Source organism: Streptomyces fulvoviolaceus (assembly GCF_000718165.1).
In the GTDB taxonomy this organism is placed as follows: domain Bacteria; phylum Actinomycetota; class Actinomycetes; order Streptomycetales; family Streptomycetaceae; genus Streptomyces; species Streptomyces fulvoviolaceus.
The window spans coordinates 98,156-116,473 of record NZ_JOEY01000012.1 but is presented as its reverse complement, the minus strand read 5'-3'; the positions used below and the strand labels follow the sequence as shown (position 1 = coordinate 116,473).

Here is an 18,318-nt window from a genome sequence, read left to right as displayed (position 1 = left end):
CTCACATCCGGAAGACGCCGAACTGGGGTTCACCCAGCGGCGCGTTGGCACAGGCGGTCAGGGCGAGGCCGAGGACCTGCCGGGTGTCGAGGGGGTCGATGACCCCGTCGTCCCAGAGGCGGGCGGTGGCGTAGTAGGCGTTGCCCTGGCGGTCGTACTGGGCGCGGATCGGGTCCTTGAAAGCCTCTTCGTCCTCGGCGGGCCAGGCCTCTCCGCGTGCCTCCGACTGGTCCCGCTTCACCGTGGCCAGGACGGACGCGGCCTGCTCGCCGCCCATGACGGAGATCTTGGCGTTGGGCCACATCCACAGGAAGCGGGGGGAGTAGGCCCGGCCGCACATGGAGTAGTTCCCGGCGCCGTACGACCCGCCGACCACGACGGTCAGCTTCGGTACGCGTGTGCAGGCGACGGCGGTCACCATCTTGGCGCCGTGCTTGGCGATGCCGCCGGCCTCGTAATCCTTGCCGACCATGAAGCCGGAGATGTTCTGGAGGAAGAGGAGCGGGATCCCGCGCTGGTCGCACAGCTCGATGAAGTGGGCGCCCTTCTGGGCGGACTCGGAGAAGAGGATGCCGTTGTTGGCGACGATGCCCACCGGGTGGCCGTGGATCCGGGCGAACCCGGTGATGAGCGTCTGCCCGAACTCGGCCTTGAACTCGGCGAAACGGGAGCCGTCGGCCACGCGCGCGATGATCTCGCGTACGTCGTAGGGGGTGCGGGAGTCGACGGGGACGGCGCCGTAGAGGCCGTAGGGATCCACCTTGGGCTCTTCCGCGGGCTGCACCTGCCAGGGGAGGGACCCGCGCGCGGGGAGGGTGGCGACGATGTTCCGCACGATCCGCAGGGCGTGGGCGTCGTCCTCGGCGAGGTGGTCGGTGACGCCGGAGACCCTGGAGTGCACCTCGCCTCCGCCGAGCTCCTCGGCGGTGACGACCTCGCCGGTGGCGGCCTTCACGAGCGGGGGTCCGCCGAGGAAGATCGTCCCCTGGTTGCGGACGATGACGGCCTCGTCGCTCATGGCCGGGACGTACGCACCGCCGGCGGTGCACGAGCCGAGGACGGCGGCGATCTGCGGGATCCCCGCCCCCGACATCCGGGCCTGGTTGTAGAAGATCCGCCCGAAGTGCTCGCGGTCCGGGAAGACCTCGTCCTGCATGGGCAGGAAGGCGCCCCCGGAGTCCACCAGGTACAGACAGGGCAGCCGGTTCTCGAGGGCGACCTCCTGCGCGCGCAGGTGCTTCTTCACGGTCATCGGGTAGTACGTCCCGCCCTTGACGGTGGCGTCATTGGCGACGATCACGCACTCGCGCCCGCTGACCCGCCCGATCCCGGCGATGACCCCGGCAGCGGGGGCCTGTCCGTCGTACATCCCGTCGGCGGCGAGAGGAGCCAGCTCGAGGAAGGGGGAGCCCGGGTCGAGGAGGGTGTCGACCCTGTCCCGCGGGAGCAGCTTCCCGCGGGCGGTGTGCCGGGCCCGGGCCTTCTCGCCCCCGCCCAGCCTGGCCGTGGCGAGCTTGGCGCGCAGCTCTTCGACGAGGGCGTGATGGGCCTCCTCGTTGGCTCGCCAGGCCTCCGACGCGGGGTCTGCCGCGCTCGTCAGCTCCGGTGCCTGTCGCATTCTGCGATCCCCTCATCCTGTTAATGAGCGTTAACGCGTTTCCTTCAGGTTAACGAGCGCTAACCTCTCTGTCTAGAATTGCTTCCATGGCCACCAGAACCGACGCCCCCACCCGCCGTGAGCAGATCCTCAAGGAAGCCGCGCGGCTCTTCGCCGAGCGCGGCTTCCACGGCGTGGGCGTGGACGAGATAGGCGCCGCGGTCGGCATCAGCGGCCCCGGGCTGTACCGGCACTTCGCGGGCAAGGACGCGATGCTCGCGGAGCTGCTGGTGGGGATCAGCGGGCAGCTGCTGACGGGGGCGAAGCGGCGGCTGGCGGATGCGGACGGGGTGACTCCCGAGGCGGTCCTCGACTCCTTGATCGAGGGCCACATCGACTTCGCGCTCGACGACCGGCCGCTGATCATCCTCCACGACCGCGAGCTGGACCGGCTTCGGGACAGCGACCGGAAGCTGGTGCGGCAGCTGCAGCGGCAGTACGTCGAGCTGTGGGTGGAGGTGGTGCGGGAGGTGTACCCGGGGCTGACCGAGCCGACGGCCCGCTCGGCGGTCCACTCGGTGTTCGGTCTGCTGAACTCGACACCGCATCTGGGCCGGCCGGGGTCGCTGCCGGGGCGCGGCGCCACGGCCGAGCTGCTGCACCGCATGGCCCGGGGGGCGTTCGCGGCGGCGGGGGCGGAGTGACAGCGGCGGGGGGCGATGGGTGGCTCGCCCCCCGCCGGAGGGTCAGGCCGTGGCTCGGACCGCCACGACCCGGTCGGTGATTCCAGCCGGCTCCCCGCCCACCCTCAGCGGGCTTCTCGACACCCACACCCGCTTGCAGGCAGGCATGGGTGTTCCCCTCCAGAAGCCGTGGGGGACCGGCACCCCCCTCGGTTAGGTGTGATCATGGTGCCGAGTCGGCCGACCTGATGGCCAGAGGGCGCACGTCCCGGTCTCGCCGTGGGACGCGCGCCACACCATGACCAGGAATGACGCGGAACTGTTGGGACATACCTGGGATGGTGGAGTCGGCCGTCACGGGGGTGGGTGTGATGAACAGGCGTGCCGAGGGGCGGGAGTTGGCCACCGCGCTGCGTGGTCTCAAGGACCGCAGTGGGCTCAGTTACCAGGTGCTGGGACAGCGGATCTTCATCAGCGGCTCCACCCTGCATCGGTACTGCACCGGCCAGGGGGTGCCGGGGGACTACGACATCGTCCTCCGGTTCGCCAAGGAGTGCGGGGCGGAGCCGGCCGAGCTGAACGACCTGCTGCGGTACTGGGAGGCGGCGACGGAAGAGGGGACGGATCCCGGACCCCTCACGGCCGTACCCGCCGGGGCCGAGAGCTGGTCCCAGGCGCCGTTGCCGGTCGCCCCCGAGATGTTCGGCGTGACGATGAACAGTTTCAGCGGGGTCATGCCGTCGTTCCGCGTGGGCACGGTGCGCTTGTGGGACAGCGAGACCCGCTGGTCCCAACTCGAGCCCAGGCGGGGCGAGTTCGACTGGACCACCCTCGACCGGCTGCTCGACGGAGCCGAACGGCAGGGCCTGTCCACGGTCTTCGTCCTCGGCGGTACGCCCGGCTGGGCCGCGCCGGACGGCCGTAGGGCCGCGTACCGGGAGGACTCCCGTGCCGCACCGCCGGACGACCTGGCCGACTGGGACGCCTTCGTCCGCGCCGTGGTGCGGCACGCGGGCGGCCGCATCGACGCGTACGAGCCGTGGATCACGGCCAATCACGGGCACCACTACAACGGCAGCGTGGAGACGCTCGCCGAGATGACGCGCCGTGCGAGCCGCATCATCCGGGAGCACGACAAGGACGCGACCGTGGTCTGTCCCTCGATCACCGACCTGTGGGAGGACGCGTCGCACGAGTACCTGCTCCGCTTCGCCGAGGCGGGCGCGTACCAGTACTGCGACGCGGCGGCCGTCAACCTCTACCAGCGCAGCGTCACCGATCCCCCGGAGACCATGCTGGAGATCGTCCGCAAGGTCGAACGGACCTTCCAGCTCGCGGGGTACCACCTGCCGCTGTGGAACACGGGGACCGTCCAGACGATCCAGCTGAACGACCCGCTGGACGCGGACACGGCGGCGGACCACGCGGTCCGCTTCTACCTGACGGGTCTGTACTCCAGGATCGTGGAGCGGATGTACTTCTACGCCTGGGGCAACAGCAAGATCCCCCTGGTCGTCCAGGCCGAGGGCCAGGCACCCACCAAGGCCGGCCTCCACGTCGACCGGCTCCAGAAGTGGCTCGCCCGTGCCGAGATCCGCTCCTGCGGTCACGGGGCGGAGATCGGTCTGCCCGAGAACGTCTGGCAGTGCGAGTTCCTCGTCCCGGACGAACACGGCATCCCGCATCCGGCCCGCATCCGGTGGACCCTCTCCGGCACGGCGGACGTCCGGGCGGGCGCGGGGGCGTACCGCGTCGACCACCTCGACGGCACCACCCGCGAGACCGGCGCCGAGGACGCCGTACGGATCACCGAACGGCCCCTTCTCGTCCGGTACCGCTGAGACAGCGTGACGAGCGTTACCCGAGGGCCGGTCTGGACGCCCTTGATACTCGCCGGTACGGTTGATCTGAGCAAGCGCTTAGCCATGGGGTCGCAACCATCAATTGAGGAACCCCGACGGCGAGCAACCACGTACGCGAGAGCGGCGCCGGTTTAGGCGCAGAGAAGGGTGGCGGCGGTGCGCCGTACCGTGTTCAACGAGGACCACGAAGCGTTCCGGGAGACCCTGCGCGCCTTCATCGAGGCCGAGGTCGTCCCCGTCTACGACGAGTGGTTCGCAGCCGGCCAGGCGCCGCGCGACTTCTACTACAAGCTCGCCGAGCTCGGCATCTTCGGCATCCGTGTCGACGAGGAGTTCGGCGGCGCCGGCATCGACTCGTACAAGTTCGAAGCCGTGATGTACGAGGAGACGGCCCGCGCGGGCGTCCAGTTCGGCGGCTCCGGTGTGCACGTGCTGCTCGGCCTGCCGTACATCAAGATGCTCGCCACCGACGAGCAGAAGAAGCGCTTCCTGCCGAAGTTCGTCTCCGCCGAGGAGATGTGGGCCCTCGCGATGACCGAGCCGGGCACCGGCTCCGACCTCGCGGGCATGAAGACCACCGCCAAGCTCTCCGAGGACGGCACGCACTACGTCCTCAACGGCTCCAAGACCTTCATCACCGGCGGCGTCCACGCCGACCGCGTGATCGTCTGCGCCCGCACCTCCGCGCCCACCGCCGAGGACCGCCGCTTCGGCATCTCCCTGTTCGCCGTGGACACCAAGTCCGAGGGCTACTCCATCGGCCGCAAGCTGGACAAGCTCGGCCTGAAGACCTCCGACACCGCCGAGCTCGCGTTCGTCGACGTCAAGGTGCCCGTCGAGGACCTCCTCGGCGAGGAGAACAAGGGCTTCTACTACCTCGGCCACAACCTGGCCTCCGAGCGCTGGGGCATCGCCTTCGGCGCCTACGCGCAGGCCAAGGCGGCCGTCCGGTTCGCCAAGGAGTACGTGCAGGAGCGCACGGTCTTCGGCAAGTCCGTCGCCTCCTTCCAGAACACCAAGTTCGAGCTGGCCGCCTGCCAGGCCGAGGTGGACGCGGCCGAGGCCGTCGTCGACCGCGCCCTGGAGGCCCTGGACGCCGGTGAGCTGACCCCCGCCGAGGCCGCCAGCGCCAAGCTGTTCTGCACCGAGGTCGCCCACCGCGTGATCGACCGCTGCCTCCAGCTGCACGGTGGCTACGGCTTCATGAACGAGTACCCGATCGCCCGCCTGTACGCGGACAACCGCGTCAACCGCATCTACGGCGGCACCAGCGAGATCATGAAGTCGATCATCGCGAAGGACATGGGCCTGTAAGGTTCCGGAAATTACTGACCAGTACAAATGACTGTATGAGTCAGGCACTACAGAGTCTCCTCGATCTGCTCGACCTCGAGCAGATCGAGGAGAACATCTTCCGCGGCCAGTCCCGCGCCGCCGTGATCCCCCGCGTCTTCGGCGGGCAGGTCGCTGCGCAGGCGCTGGTGGCCGCGGGGCGGACGGTCCCCTCGGACAGTCACGCCCACTCCCTCCACGCGTACTTCCTGGTCGCGGGCGACCCCGGTGCACCCATCGTCTACACCGTCGACCGCATCCGCGACGGCCGCTCCTTCACCACCCGCCGGGTGGTCGCGGTCCAGCACGGGCAGCCGATCTTCCACCTCTCCGCGTCCTTCCAGACGTACGAGGAGGGCCTCGACCACCAGGCCCCGATGCCGGACGCGCCCGACCCGGTCACGCTGCCCACCACGGCGGAGCAGCTGCGCGGCTACGACCACATCGACTCCGACATCGTCGAGAAGTTCATCGAGGCCCGCGAGGCGATCGACCTGCGCTACGCGGACGAGCCGCCGTACGGCAAGTTCGGCGAGCCCCGCGAACCCCACTCCCAGGTCTGGTTCCGCACCAACGGCAAACTCGATGACGACCCCCTCCTGCACGTCGTCCTCGCCACCTACGTCTCCGACATGACGCTCCTCGACTCGATCCTCCTCGCGCACGGGCGCGGCGGATGGGCCGTCGGCGACGTCGTCGGGGCCTCGCTCGACCACGCGATGTGGTTCCACCGGCCCTTCCGCGCCGACGAGTGGCTCCTCTACGACCAGGAGTCGCCGTCCGCGTCAGGAGGCCGCGGCCTCGGCCAGGCCCGCATCTACACGCAGGACGGGCAGCTGGCCATCTCGGTGATCCAGGAAGGCGTGGTCCGCGTCCCGCGGTGAGGCCGCGCCCGGGCGATGTCTGCGTCGCCCGGGAAGAGAGCGCTCCCTGACCGGGGCGGTCACCGCGCTCGCGCCCGGCTACCTCGTCTTCGCCCTGCTGCTCATCCCGGCCGGCGCCGCCTCCATGGTCTTCACCACGGTCTCCGCCACCGCCCTCCAGCTCCGCGCGGACCCCGCGGTCCGGGGCCGGGTGCTCGCCGTCCAGAACTCCGTCTTCTACGGCAGCGGCCCGGTCGGCGCCCTCCTGCTGGGCGTCCTCGCCCAGTGGACCGGCCCGCGCACCGCCCTGCTGGCCGGTGGCGCGCTGACCGTCCTGCTCGCGGGGCTGATCGGCTGGGCGCTGCGGGGGCGGCTGGCGCAGCGGGTCACACCAGTCCCGCCTCCGCCAGCAGATACGCCGTCATCGGGTCGTAGTAACGCGGGCTGAGGACGTGGTCGTCGAGCGGGACCGTCACCTGGACGGTTCCCTCCGCCTCGGCGAGGAAGAGCGCCGGGTCGTTGGAGTCGGCGTAGCCCACGGAGTCGATGCCGTGCCGGCCGGCGTAGCCCGCCCAGCCGTGGTCGGCGACGACCAGGTCGGGCAGCGGGCGGCCCTCGCGCTCAAGTGCCGTGAGGATGGCCTTCATCGGCTCGCCGGAGTGCGTGTGCCACAGGGTGGCGCCGTGCTCCAGGACGGCCACGTCCGCGAACTGCATGACGTATCCCTCGTCCGTCTGCAGTCCGTCCGGGATGACCACGATCTCGCAGCCGGCCGTGCGCAGGGCGGCGGCCGTCTCCCGGTGCACGTCGAGCAGGCCGCCCGGGTGGCCGGTGGCGAACAGGACCCGCTGCTGCCCGTCCGCCGCCTTGCGCAGCCGCGCCGCCATGCGCTCCAGACCGTCGACCGTCAGCTCGGGGTCGATGGTGTCCTGGCCGTACCGGTACTCGGGGTCGTCGTTCACGCCGACGCGCTCGGCCATCACCGCGAGCACGTCCTGCTCGTCGGTCCAGCGGTCGCCCAGCTCCAGGCCGAGCCAGAAGTTGCGGACGCCGTTCGAAAGCTGGCGGTAGTGGGAGAGGTTGTTCTCGCGCGGGGTGGCTACGTCGCCCGCGATACGGGTCTTCACAAGGTGGTCGACGAGTTCGGCGCGGCTGGGGGTCCCGGATATCGGCATGCCTCCCATTGTGAGGCAGACCTCTGTGGGATCACCTGGCATCCCGCTCCCTGGGACGCGGGTCACCCGATGTTCACGCGGTGGATCGCGGTGGTCAGAGCTGCCGTAGCGCGAACCACAACTCCATCCGTACGTCCGGGTCGTCCAGGTCCGCGTCCAGCAGTCCCGCGCACCGGGCGATCCGCTGCCGCACGGTGTTGCGGTGCACGTCCAGCGCCACCGCCGTACGGTCCCAACTCCCATGCAGGGACAGCCAGGTGCGCAGGGTCTCGGTGAGCGGAGGAGACAGGGGGGCGAGCAGGGTACGGGCGTGCGCCTCGGCCTCCTCGTGCGGGACGAGACCGGCCAGGCCCGGGCGGGCGCCGTGCCGGACCAGGGCCGTGCGGGTGGCCCGGGCGCGGGCCAGGGCGCGGGCGGCCTGGGTGTCGGCGACCGCCCACTCGTGCGGACCTACGGCGGCACTGACACCCAGGGTCCACCCGGGCTGCGGCTCCGTCTCCCGCCCGGCCGGGACGAGCACCCGTACGACGTCCTCCGCGAGGTCGACCAGCGGCGACCCGAGCGCGGCGCCCAGTGCGGAGGCGGTGATGAGGTCGGGGGCCTGGGCGTCCGGGCGGGCGTGCACGACGTGCCACCGGTCATCGCCCAGGAGGGAGGCCACGGTGTGGGGCTCGGCGCCCAGCAGCAGCCGTACCAGCGCCGAGGAGCGGGCCGCTCCCGAGCCGCTCTGGTGCTCGCCGGTGAGCAGGGAGAGCAGCACGGCGGCCACGGAGGCGATGGTGTGATCGCCGGGATCCCGCCGCGGCGCCGCGACCCCGAGCACGAAGCCGTGCCCGGCAGCCAGGGCGTAGGCGGCGAGGTGGGTCCCGGCGACGGTGTCGGTGGCGGAGGTGGCCCGGCGTTCCCGGATGTTTTTCGCCCCCGCCGCCCCTTCCCGTCCCGACCCTGGGGGCTCCGCCCCCGGACCCCCGTTTTCGGCCCGACGGGCCTCGTCCTCAAACGCCGGACGGGCTGAGAACTCAGCCAAATTCAGCCCCTCCGGCGTTTGAGGAGCGGGGGTCCGGGGGCGGAGCCCCCGGGACGGGACGGGAAGGGGCGGCGGGGGCGAAAACATCGGCGCCGTCGGCCGTACCACCTCCGCCAGCTCGCGCAGCGCCCCCCGCACCGGAGCACCCGTCGCCCGCCCGGCCTCCGCGATCTCCACCCCCTCCGGCCCGTACAGCACCGCCCAGCCCCCCACCCGCTGGGCGAGTTGCCGTAGCACCGAGGGGACCGGATTCGGGCGGGAGGCCGCGGCCGCGAGGCTCTGCTGGGCCTCCGTCACACGGCGGAGTTCGGCGTGCCGGGCCTGGGCCATCAGTTGCCAGACCGCGCGGGCCACGCCCGAGAAGGTGGTCTGCGGCGGGACCTCGATCAGCGGCAGCTCGTACGCCTCGCAGGCCGCGACCAGCGCCCGCGGCACCGTGTCGTGCACCGGCGCCACCCCGAAGCCGAGGGCCGCGCCGCCCGCCGCGACGATCCGGGAGACGTAGTCGTCGAAGTACGTGCCCGAGCCGGCCGCGTCCGGGATGTGCACGCCGGCCGTCAGCAGCAGCTCGCCGCCCAGCAGATACGGGTACGGGTCCGCCATCTCCGAGGTGTGCGCCCAGTGGATCATCACGTCCGGATCCGTGGGCCCCGCGATCTGCCGCAGGGCCAGGTCCTCGCGGGCCAGGAGCGCCGTGAGGGGCACGGGTGGGGTAGGGGGAACAGCGAGGTCCGGCATGGTGTGCGTTCCCTCCACTCGGCACGGTTCAAGTGGATGAAACGTACACTTCGCAGCCGCTTTCCGGCCACCTAGTGTCGATGCTCGTCACCCGCCGGCGACACCGAGCTCAACCGAGGAGGGCCCCGTGGCCGTCGACTACACAGTCATCGTCGTCTATCTGGCCGGCATGCTGGCCATGGGCTGGTGGGGCATGCGCCGCGCCAAGTCGAAGAGCGAGTTCCTGGTGGCCGGGCGCCGGCTCGGACCCGCGATGTACTCCGGGACGATGGCCGCCATCGTGCTCGGCGGCGCGTCCACGATCGGGGGCGTGGGGCTGGGCTACAAGTACGGCCTGTCGGGCGCCTGGATGGTGTTCACGATCGGCCTGGGCCTGCTGGCGCTGAGCGTCTTCTTCTCCGCCCGCATCGCGCGCCTCAAGGTCTACACCGTCTCCGAGATGCTCGACCTGCGCTACGGCGGCCGTGCCGGGGTCATCTCCGGCGTGGTCATGTGGGCGTACACCCTGATGCTCGCGGTCACGTCGACCATCGCGTACGCCACGATCTTCGACGTCCTCTTCGACATGAACCGGACCGTCGCGATCGTCCTCGGCGGCTCGATCGTCGTCGCCTACTCGACCCTCGGCGGCATGTGGTCGATCACCCTCACCGACATGGTGCAGTTCGTGGTCAAGACGATCGGCGTGCTGCTCCTGCTCCTGCCCATCGCCGTGGTGAAGGCGGGCGGCTTCAGCGAGATGAAGGCGAAGCTGCCGACGGAGTACTTCGACCCGCTGGGCATCGGCGGCGAGACGATCTTCACCTACGTCCTGATCTACACGTTCGGCATGCTCATCGGCCAGGACATCTGGCAGCGCGTGTTCACCGCCCGCAGCGACACCACGGCCAAGTGGGGCGGCACGGTCGCCGGCACCTACTGCCTCGCGTACGCCCTCGCCGGCGCCGTCATCGGCACGGCCGCCAAGGTCCTCTACCCGAACCTCGCCAACGCGGACGACGCCTTCGCGACCATCGTGAAGGACGAACTCCCGGTCGGCGTACGGGGGTTGGTGCTGGCCGCAGCGCTCGCAGCCGTGATGTCGACGTCGTCCGGCGCGCTGATCGCCTGCGCGACCGTCGCGAACAACGACATCTGGTCGCGGCTGCGAGGGGCCGTGCGAGGTCCGGAGGACGACCACGACGAGGTCAGGGACAACCGTGCCTTCATCCTCGTCATGGGCGTGGCGGTGATCTGTACGGCGATCGCGCTCAACAACGTCATCGAGGCCCTGACCGTCGCCTACAACCTTCTCGTCGGCGGCCTCCTCGTCCCGATCCTCGGCGGCCTGCTGTGGAAGCGCGGCACCGCGCAGGGCGCGCTGGCCTCCGTGACCGTCGGCGGCCTCGCGGTCATCGGCCTGATGGCGGGCTACGGCATCCTCGCCAACGAGCCCGTCTACTACGGCCTGCTGTTGTCCCTCGCCGCGTACGTGGTCGTCTCGCTGGCGACTCCGGCGACCGACGCCGCCGTACTGGCCGCCTGGCGCGAGCGGCTCGCCGGGCGCGGCGCACCCGAACTCGCGTCCGAACCGGTTCCGGCTCCCCAGTAGAGTCGTAGAAGAAGTAGTACATAACGCTCGATAAGCGCTCCATACGCGATGAAGCGTAGGAAAGAAGGCAGTACCTCATGAGCAGCAACGAGACGCCCCGCGGCCCCGTCGACTCCTCCCGCATCCCGCGGTACGCCGGACCCGCGACCTTCGCCCGGCTGCCGCGCCTCGACGAGGTCGGCCGCGCCGATGTCGCCGTGGTCGGGGTGCCGTTCGACTCGGGCGTCTCGTACCGGCCGGGCGCCCGCTTCGGCGGCAACGCGATCCGCGAGGCGTCCCGGCTGCTGCGGCCGTACAACCCGGCGCAGGACGCGTCGCCGTTCGCGCTCGCGCAGGTGGCGGACGGCGGCGACATCGCCGTGAACCCGTTCAACATCCACGAGGCCGTGGAGACGATCGAGGCGGCGGCGGACGACCTGCTGGGCACGGGGGCGAGGCTCATGACCCTGGGCGGCGACCACACCATCGCGCTCCCGCTGCTGCGGTCGGTGGCGAAGAAGCACGGCCCGGTGGCGCTGCTGCACTTCGACGCGCACCTCGACACGTGGGACACGTACTTCGGCGCGGAGTACACGCACGGGACGCCGTTCCGGCGGGCGGTGGAGGAGGGCATCCTCGACACCTCGGCCCTCTCGCACGTCGGCACGCGCGGCCCGCTGTACGGCAAGCAGGACCTGGACGACGACGCCAAGCTGGGCTTCGGCATCGTGACGTCCGCGGATGTCATGCGGCGCGGTGTCGACGAGGTGGCCGACCAGCTGCGCCAGCGCATCGGCGACAGGCCGTTGTACATCTCGATCGACATCGACTGCCTGGACCCGGCGCACGCGCCCGGCACGGGGACGCCGGAGGCGGGCGGCATGACCTCCCGCGAGCTGCTGGAGATCCTGCGCGGCCTGGCGTCCTGCAACCTGGTCTCGGCGGACGTCGTCGAGGTGGCCCCCGCGTACGATCACGCGGAGATCACGTCGGTGGCGGCATCCCACACGGCGTACGAACTGACCACGATCATGTCCCGTCAGATTGCCGAGGCGCGCGCGAAGTGACCCACGACCACGACCTGGTACTCCGTCCGACGGAGGCGCAGATCTCCGCTGCTCTGAACCCTCCCGCCGGCCGCAACGGCGGAGACCTGGTCGTGGAGACCCTGGCCGGGCTCGGCGCGACGACCGTCTTCGGGCTGCCCGGCCAGCACGCGCTGGGCATGTTCGACGCGCTACGACGGTCCGACCTGCGGTACATCGGTCTGCGGGTGGAGAACAACGCGGGGTTCGCCGCGGACGCGTACGGCCGGATCACGGGCGAGGCGGCGCCGCTGCTGCTGTCGACGGGGCCGGGAGCTCTGACGTCACTGGCCGCTCTGCAGGAGGCCGCGGCAGCCTCCGCACCCGTGCTGGCGATCAGCAGCCAGATCCCGACGGCGGGCCTGGGCGGCGGCCGCCACGGCTACCTGCACGAACTCCCGGACCAGGCGGCCTCGTTCAGGGGTGTCGTGAAGTCGGTTCACACGGTTCGTACGCAGTCCCAGATCCCGTCCGCGATCGCGGAGGCGTGGAAGTCGGCGCTGACGGTTCCGCACGGGCCGGTTTGGGTGGAGATCCCGCAAGACGTGCTGCTGGCGGAGACGCTGATCCCGGTGGTGACGGGCGGCGACGCCTTCCCGGACGAGCTGCCGCCGCGCCCCGAACTGACGGCGGTGGCGGCCGACTCGCTGTCCCGTGCCGCCCGTCCGGCGATCATCGCGGGCGGGGGAGTCGTACGGTCGGACGCGTCGGGCAAGCTGCGGCAGCTGGCCGAAGTGTTGAAGGCTCCCGTGGTCACCACCCCCGGTGGCAAGGGAGCGTTCCCCTGGAAGCACCCCCTCTCCCTCCAGTCCTGGATCGAAGACCGCCACACCACGGACTTCCTGGAGGACGCGGACGTACTGCTGGTCGTCGGCTCGGGTCTCGGCGAACTCTCCTCCAACTACCACACGTTCAAGCCGCGCGGCCGTGTGATCCAGATCGAGGCGGACCTCGGCAAGCTGGAGTCCAACCACCCGGCGCTGGGCATCCACGCGGATGCGCGACTGGCGTTGCAGGCGCTGTTGGAGACGGTGGTGGAGCGCTCGGACACTTCGGCACCGGAACGTGCGCGTGAGGTGCTGGAGAAGGTCTCGGACCGCATCGCATCCCAGGAACTCACCCTGGAACAGGAGGTGTTGGCGTCGGTGCGCAGGGCACTCCCCGCCTCCTCCCCTTCCTTCTGGGACATGACGATCCTGGCCTACTGGGCCTGGTCGGCCTTCGATGCCAAGGGCCCCAACCACATGCACTCGGCCCAGGGCGCCGGCGGCCTCGGCTACGGCTTCCCGGCGGCGCTGGGCGCGGCGGCGGCGGATCCGACGCGTCCGGTCCTGGCGGTCTCGGGCGACGGCGGGGCGCTCTATTCGATCGCCGAGCTGGCGACGGCCCGCCAGTACGACCTCAACGTCACCTGGCTCATCGTCGACGACGGCGGCTACGGCATCCTCCGCGAGTACATGACGGACGCCTTCGGCGAGGCCACGGCGACGGAACTGACCCGGCCGGACTATGTGGCGCTGGCGGAGTCGTTCGGGGTGCCGGGGGTCCGTACGTCCCCGGAGACCCTGTCGGAGGACCTGTCGAAGGCGCTGGCGTCACCGGGTCCTTCGGTGGTCGTACTCCCGGTGGTGCTGCGGATGTTCGCGGCGACGCATCTGGACGGCGAGGAGGGGGCTGGCTGACCAGCCCTTCGGGATCGTCCACTCGTACGTGATCTTCCCGCGAAGGCGGTCACGAGTCGGCGCACACCTTGACTTCGAGGACGGCCCGCACGGGCGCCGGCAGCCGGGAGGGGCTCCCCGCGCAGTCGCCGGGGTCGCGGCGTGTGGGGAGCCCCTTGGTGCGGCGTGACTACCAGATCGCCTCGACCCACTCCGGGTGGTCGATGAACGGGTTGCGGTTGTGCTGGTAGGTGTCGTAGATGACCTCGTTGCGGTTCTCCTCGAACGCGCTCGGCGGGTCCTCGTCGTTCCACTGCTTCAGGACCGAGAGGCGGCCCATGTACGGGTTGCTGCCGTTGCCGACCGAGTCGTTGGGCTCCAGGTCGGCCCAGCCGTCGTCGCCCTCGTAGCGGACCGTCATGTAGAGGATCATGCGGGCCACGTCGCCCTTGTCCGCGTCGCGCGGCTCGAAGGAGTTGGAGTCGACGAGGCTGCCGCCGCCGTTGGTGACGGTGCTGCCGCCGTTGTCGAAGTCCAGGTTGCCCCGGGTGCTGTTGACCGCCACGTCGCAGGGACGCAGGTGGTGCAGGTCCGTGCCGGGGCCGGTGGCCTCGCCGAAGTCGCCGTGGGACTTGGCCCAGGTGTGCTCGCGGTTCCAGTCGCCGGAGTCGCCGCCGTTGAGGGACTTGCTGCGCGAGACACCGCTGTAGAGCAGGATCACGTTGCTGCTGTTGCTCGGGTCCTGGTCGGTGACCTTCAGCGCGTTCCAGACCGCGGAGTACGAGATCTTGTCCTGGTCGCTGATGATCGTGTGCAGCGAGGACTTGAGGGCGGTGCCGGTCTTGCCGACCGCGTCCTCGTAGTACGTGTCGTCGTACGCGGTCGTCGTGGCGGCGGCCGGGGTCGCGGTCAGCGCCGGTGCGGTGAGGCTTACGAGTACGGCCGAGACAGCCAGCGCCAGGGGCTTCCAGCGGCGCGTGCGCATGGGGGTGACGGGCATCGGGGGTGTCCGTTCTACGCGTGTTGAATGGAGCGGGCAAACGGGAGCGTGACATGGACATGAGTGCCTGTAAATAAACTCAACATGTCGATCAGGTGACCGGGTCCGGCAATTTGCCCTTTGTCTACGCGAGTTGACATACCAAAACGGCCCCCGACCGGGTGGTCGGGGGCCGTTGGGGCTGTGCTGCCGACTCGCGGCTAGCTCACGTCCGAGGCGTCCAGACGGTAGATCGTCGACGTGCTCGACGACTGGCCGCTGCTCTGCGATTCATCCGAACTGGAGTTGCTGGAGCTGGAGCTGTAGTCGCTCTCCTTCACCGCCGTGCCGTTCTTCTGCACCCAGGTGGTGATCTCCTGGTTGAGACTGCTGTTGCCGCCCATACCGCCGCCGCCGAGCTGGATGTAGTGCAACTCGCCCTTCTTCACCAGCTCCTTGAGCTTGGCGAGGGTCATCGCCTGGTCGGAGCCGGTGAAGCCCCACATGGAGATGACGGGCTTGTGGGTGCTGAGGATCAGCTGGCCGGCGCTCTGCGAGTTGGACACCGCGAGCAGCCACTTGGCGCCGTCCTGGTGCTTCTCCAGGTACGAGACGAGCTTGCTGTCGACGCTGCCGCCCATGCCGCCTCCGCCGCCCATACCGCCACCGCCGCCGGGGCCGCCGCTCGTGCCGCCGTTGCCGCCGGGAGCCGTACCGCCGCCTTGAGCCGTGCCGTTCTGGCCACCGGGCATCTCGCCGCCGCCCTGCGGAAGCTCACCGTTTCCGCCACCCGGCGTCATCTGGCCGTTGCCGCCATCGCCGCCGGGGAACTCCCCGTTCGCCTGGCCGCCCTGCTGGGTGCCGCCCGGCATCTCACCGCCGGGACCGCCGCCGTTACCGCCCCGGCCGCCACCGCCCATACCGCCGCCGCCGAAGCCGCCGCCGGTCGACGGACCCGCGGTCGGGTTGGTGCCGCCCATGCCGCCGCTGGAGGTGGAGAGGGCCGGCGAGGCGGCGTAGGCCGTCGGGCCCGCGAGGGCCGCCACGATCGCCGCGGCGACGGACACACCGAGCAGCCGGACCTTGGTGCCGGAGCTCGCGGAGCGGAAGACGAACAGGCCCACGATCGCGAGGACCATGACGACACCGATGACGGGCCACAGCCAGGTGTTCCAGCCGGTGGCCCGGCGCAGCACCACGATCGCCCAGACGCCGGTGACCGCGAGTCCGGCGGGCAGCACCCAGGACCAGCGGGCGTCACCACTGCGGAAGGCGCGCCACAGCATGACCCCGCCGCCACCGCACAGGGCCGCGATGCCGGGGGCGAGCGCGGTCGTGTAGTACGGGTGCATGGTGCCCTCGGCCATGGCGAAGGTCAGGTAGTGCAGCACCAGCCAGCCGCCCCACAGCACCAGCGCGGCACGCGTGATGTCGGTGCGGGGAGCGCGGCCCCGCAGCACCAGGCCGGCCACGAGCGCGATGCCCGCGAAGGGGATCAGCCAGGAGATCTGGCCGCCGAGGATCTCGTTGAACATACGGCCGATGCCCGCGGTGCCGGCGAAGGAGCCGCCCCCACCACCGCTTCCGCCGTTGCCCTCGCCGCCGAGGACCCGGCCCAGGCCGTTGTAGCCCATGATCAGGTTCCAGGCGGAGCCGTCGGTCGAGCCGCCGATGTACGGCCGGTCCTCGGCGGGCACCAGGGACACGGCCGTCGCCCACCAGAAGCTGGCCACGGCCAGCGCGACCGCGGCCAGGGCCAGGTTGACGACCTTCTTCTTCCAGCCGAGCTTCGAGGCGTACACGTACACGGCGAAGACGGCCGGCAGGGCGATGTAGCCCTGGAGCATCTTGGTGTTGAAGGCGAGGCCGAAGAGGACCGCGGAGCCGATGAGCGGCAGCAGCTTGTCGTCGCGGGTGGCGCGCAGCGCGAGGGCCGCACCGCCCACCATCAGCAGGACGAGGAGGGTGTCGGGGTTGTTGTCCCGGTTGATCGCGACCGTGATCGGGGTCAGCGCGAGAACGAGCGCGGCGATCGTGGCCGCCACGTGCCCGAAGACCCGCTTCACGGAGGAGTGCAGGATCCAGATCGTGCCCAGGGCGGCAGCGACCTCGGGCAACATCATCTGCCAGGTCCCGAAGCCGAAGACCCGGCAGGACAGGCCCATGACCATCAGCGCGAAGGGCGGCTTGTCGACGGTGATGAAGTTGCCGGCGTCGAGCGAGCCGAAGAACCACGCCTTCCAGCTCTGCGTTCCGCTGTAGATGGCGGAGCTGTAGAAGCTGTTGAGGCTGTTGCCGGACAGGTTCCAGGAGTAGAGGACCGCCGCCAGGGCCAGGATCGCGATCAGCGCGGGGAGCGACCAGCGGGGGGCCTTGTCCGGGGGCGCCGCCGGTGGGGTGGGCGGCGGCCAGTCGGCGGACACGGTCTCGGCCGCGGACACCGTCTCGGTCTCGGTCTCGGTGTGGGGGAGGGGATCGGTGGCAGATGTCACCCGGGCATCGTGCAAAGCGGGGGTGAGCGCGCGCTGTGCCAAACCTGGCGCTTGGCTGTGAATTCGCAAAGGAGCAGGTAACGGCTCGTACAACCGTTTCCCAACGACCGTTTCCCGACGCCGAGAGTTGACGCCTACCCGTCTCCCGCCCGTCACCAACCCGCCCTACGGTGACCTCCATGCGCCTCAGAACCGTACTCGCGACCGCCACCGCCGGTCTGGCGGCCGCCACGTGCCTCACCGCCGCCGGGCCCGCGACCGCCCAGGAAAGCAACGCCTGCTCCCCGTCCGTCTCCATCGACCGCTTCTCCGACGCGCTCGACAAGACGACGTACGAGGGCACCTTCGTCGGCAACTTCTCCGCGCTCGCGGTGGACCGGGACGGCTCGCTGGCCGCCCTCTCGGACCGCTCCTCGCTGTTCTCCCTGGACGCGAGGACGCTCGCACCGCAGTCGGTCGTCCCGCTCGCCGACGAGAACGGCTCCGCGCTCGACTCCGAGGGCCTGGTGATCGACCGGGACGGCACCCGCCTGATCACGTCGGAGACCGAGCCGTCGATCCGCCGCTACTCGGCCGATGGCAGGATCCTCGACCGCCTTCCGGTGCCGTCCTCCCTGTTGGTCACCCCCGCCGGCCGAGCCGTCTCCAACGGCACCTTCGAGGGCCTCACCCTGCTCCCCGGCGGCCACACCCTGCTGGCGTCCATGGAGTACGCGCTCTCCGGCGACCGCTCGACGATCGTCCGCTTCCAGACGTGGGAGCGGCACGGAAAGAGCTGGCAGCTCGGCGCCCAGTACGCCTACCCCGTCGACGCCGGCCTCGGCGTCCCCGAGGTCCAGGCCACCCCCGACGGCCGCCTCCTCGTCCTGGAACGCGGCTTCACCTCCGGCGTCGGCAACACGGTCCGCCTCTACCTGGCCGACCCCCGCCGCGCCACGGACACGAGCGGCATCGAGAACCTGACGGGCCAGGACGGCGTACGCCTGATCAAGAAGACGCTGCTCACGGACATCGCGAGCTGCCCGACCCTGGGCGCCACGGCGAAGCAGCCCCAGCCGAACCCGCTCCTCGACAACATCGAGGGCATGACGATCACGGGCAGCGGCAAGGGCCGCCTGAAGGTGCTCCTGGTGAGCGACGACAACCAGAACGCCGTACAGACCACCCGCTTCTACTACCTGCGGGTGCGCGTCTGACCTCTGCCTCCGAACGCCTCCGAATCCCTCCGAACATTGCGGAGGGATGAAATCCGCT

14 protein-coding genes are annotated in these 18,318 nt (G+C 70.6%); 9 read left to right on the top strand and 5 right to left on the bottom strand.

Annotation, left to right across the window (positions count from 1 at the left end; all coding sequences use genetic code 11):
* Position 1 precedes the first annotated feature (1 nt).
* Positions 2-1,618, bottom strand: a complete 1,617-nt coding sequence (locus tag IG08_RS0114660; RefSeq protein ID WP_030601101.1) for a carboxyl transferase domain-containing protein — start codon at positions 1,616-1,618, stop codon at positions 2-4.
* An 86-nt stretch (positions 1,619-1,704) separates the two neighbouring features.
* On the opposite strand from IG08_RS0114660, the gene IG08_RS0114655 reads away from it, so the two are divergent.
* The 5 genes from IG08_RS0114655 (at position 1,705) to IG08_RS59005 (ending at position 6,785) form a co-directional block, all read left to right on the top strand.
* A complete protein-coding gene (locus IG08_RS0114655) occupies positions 1,705-2,301 on the top strand; it encodes an SACE_7040 family transcriptional regulator (protein ID WP_030601098.1) in 597 nt (198 codons plus the stop codon).
* Between the two features lie 350 nt (positions 2,302-2,651).
* Positions 2,652-4,121: a helix-turn-helix domain-containing protein gene (locus IG08_RS0114650; protein WP_063757776.1), complete on the top strand. Its 1,470-nt coding sequence runs from the start codon at positions 2,652-2,654 to the stop codon at positions 4,119-4,121.
* 177 nt (positions 4,122-4,298) lie between these two features.
* A complete protein-coding gene (locus IG08_RS0114645; protein ID WP_030601091.1) occupies positions 4,299-5,456 on the top strand; it encodes an acyl-CoA dehydrogenase family protein in 1,158 nt (385 codons plus the stop codon).
* Between the two features lie 35 nt (positions 5,457-5,491).
* Positions 5,492-6,358, top strand: a complete 867-nt coding sequence (locus IG08_RS0114640) for an acyl-CoA thioesterase (RefSeq protein ID WP_030601089.1) — start codon at positions 5,492-5,494, stop codon at positions 6,356-6,358.
* A gap of 19 nt (positions 6,359-6,377) precedes the next feature.
* Positions 6,378-6,785, top strand: a complete 408-nt coding sequence (locus IG08_RS59005) for an MFS transporter (protein ID WP_106980937.1) — start codon at positions 6,378-6,380, stop codon at positions 6,783-6,785.
* Here IG08_RS59005 and IG08_RS0114635 read toward each other — a convergent pair.
* On the bottom strand, positions 6,724-7,512 hold the full coding sequence (locus IG08_RS0114635) for a phosphatase (protein ID WP_030601087.1): 789 nt from the start codon (positions 7,510-7,512) through the stop codon (positions 6,724-6,726). The genes IG08_RS59005 and IG08_RS0114635 overlap by 62 nt on opposite strands.
* A gap of 94 nt (positions 7,513-7,606) precedes the next feature.
* A complete protein-coding gene (locus tag IG08_RS0114630) occupies positions 7,607-9,277 on the bottom strand; it encodes a PucR family transcriptional regulator (protein WP_063757775.1) in 1,671 nt (556 codons plus the stop codon).
* Positions 9,278-9,404: 127 nt separating this feature from the next.
* Here IG08_RS0114630 and IG08_RS0114625 point away from each other — a divergent pair, with 127 nt between their 5' ends.
* The 3 genes from IG08_RS0114625 to IG08_RS0114615 all read left to right on the top strand — a co-directional run bounded on the left by IG08_RS0114625 (position 9,405) and on the right by IG08_RS0114615 (position 13,614).
* Positions 9,405-10,868, top strand: a complete 1,464-nt coding sequence (locus IG08_RS0114625; protein WP_030601083.1) for a sodium:solute symporter family protein — start codon at positions 9,405-9,407, stop codon at positions 10,866-10,868.
* Positions 10,869-10,945: 77 nt separating this feature from the next.
* Positions 10,946-11,914: an agmatinase gene (speB, locus tag IG08_RS0114620; RefSeq protein WP_030601081.1), complete on the top strand. Its 969-nt coding sequence runs from the start codon at positions 10,946-10,948 to the stop codon at positions 11,912-11,914.
* A complete protein-coding gene (locus tag IG08_RS0114615; RefSeq protein WP_030601080.1) occupies positions 11,911-13,614 on the top strand; it encodes a thiamine pyrophosphate-binding protein in 1,704 nt (567 codons plus the stop codon). The genes speB and IG08_RS0114615 overlap by 4 nt, the downstream gene beginning before the upstream one ends.
* A gap of 169 nt (positions 13,615-13,783) precedes the next feature.
* Here IG08_RS0114615 and IG08_RS0114610 read toward each other — a convergent pair whose 3' ends face one another.
* Entirely contained in the window at positions 13,784-14,593 is an 810-nt protein-coding gene (locus IG08_RS0114610; RefSeq protein WP_030601078.1) for an endonuclease I family protein, read from the bottom strand.
* Positions 14,594-14,793: 200 nt separating this feature from the next.
* Positions 14,794-17,064: a mannosyltransferase YkcB-related protein gene (locus IG08_RS0114605; protein ID WP_030601076.1), complete on the bottom strand. Its 2,271-nt coding sequence runs from the start codon at positions 17,062-17,064 to the stop codon at positions 14,794-14,796.
* A 179-nt stretch (positions 17,065-17,243) separates the two neighbouring features.
* On the opposite strand from IG08_RS0114605, the gene IG08_RS0114600 reads away from it, so the two are divergent.
* Positions 17,244-18,260 (top strand): esterase-like activity of phytase family protein, encoded by a 1,017-nt coding sequence (locus IG08_RS0114600; protein ID WP_030601074.1) that lies wholly within the window; start codon positions 17,244-17,246, stop codon positions 18,258-18,260.
* The last annotated feature ends 58 nt before the right edge of the window (positions 18,261-18,318 follow it).

What these genes read in the sequence shown, in the direction of transcription:
- IG08_RS0114655 (WP_030601098.1), top strand. Translation starts at nt 1,705, where the DNA reads ATGGCCACCAGAACCGACGCCCCCACCCGCCGTGAGCAGATCCTCAAG.
- IG08_RS0114650 (WP_063757776.1), top strand. Translation starts at nt 2,652, where the DNA reads ATGAACAGGCGTGCCGAGGGGCGGGAGTTGGCCACCGCGCTGCGTGGT.
- IG08_RS0114660 (WP_030601101.1), bottom strand. Translation starts at nt 1,618, where the DNA reads ATGCGACAGGCACCGGAGCTGACGAGCGCGGCAGACCCCGCGTCGGAG.
- IG08_RS0114635 (WP_030601087.1), bottom strand. Translation starts at nt 7,512, where the DNA reads ATGCCGATATCCGGGACCCCCAGCCGCGCCGAACTCGTCGACCACCTT.
- IG08_RS0114640 (WP_030601089.1), top strand. Translation starts at nt 5,492, where the DNA reads ATGAGTCAGGCACTACAGAGTCTCCTCGATCTGCTCGACCTCGAGCAG.
- IG08_RS0114630 (WP_063757775.1), bottom strand. Translation starts at nt 9,277, where the DNA reads ATGCCGGACCTCGCTGTTCCCCCTACCCCACCCGTGCCCCTCACGGCG.
- IG08_RS0114610 (WP_030601078.1), bottom strand. Translation starts at nt 14,593, where the DNA reads ATGCCCGTCACCCCCATGCGCACGCGCCGCTGGAAGCCCCTGGCGCTG.
- IG08_RS0114600 (WP_030601074.1), top strand. Translation starts at nt 17,244, where the DNA reads ATGCGCCTCAGAACCGTACTCGCGACCGCCACCGCCGGTCTGGCGGCC.
- speB (WP_030601081.1), top strand. Translation starts at nt 10,946, where the DNA reads ATGAGCAGCAACGAGACGCCCCGCGGCCCCGTCGACTCCTCCCGCATC.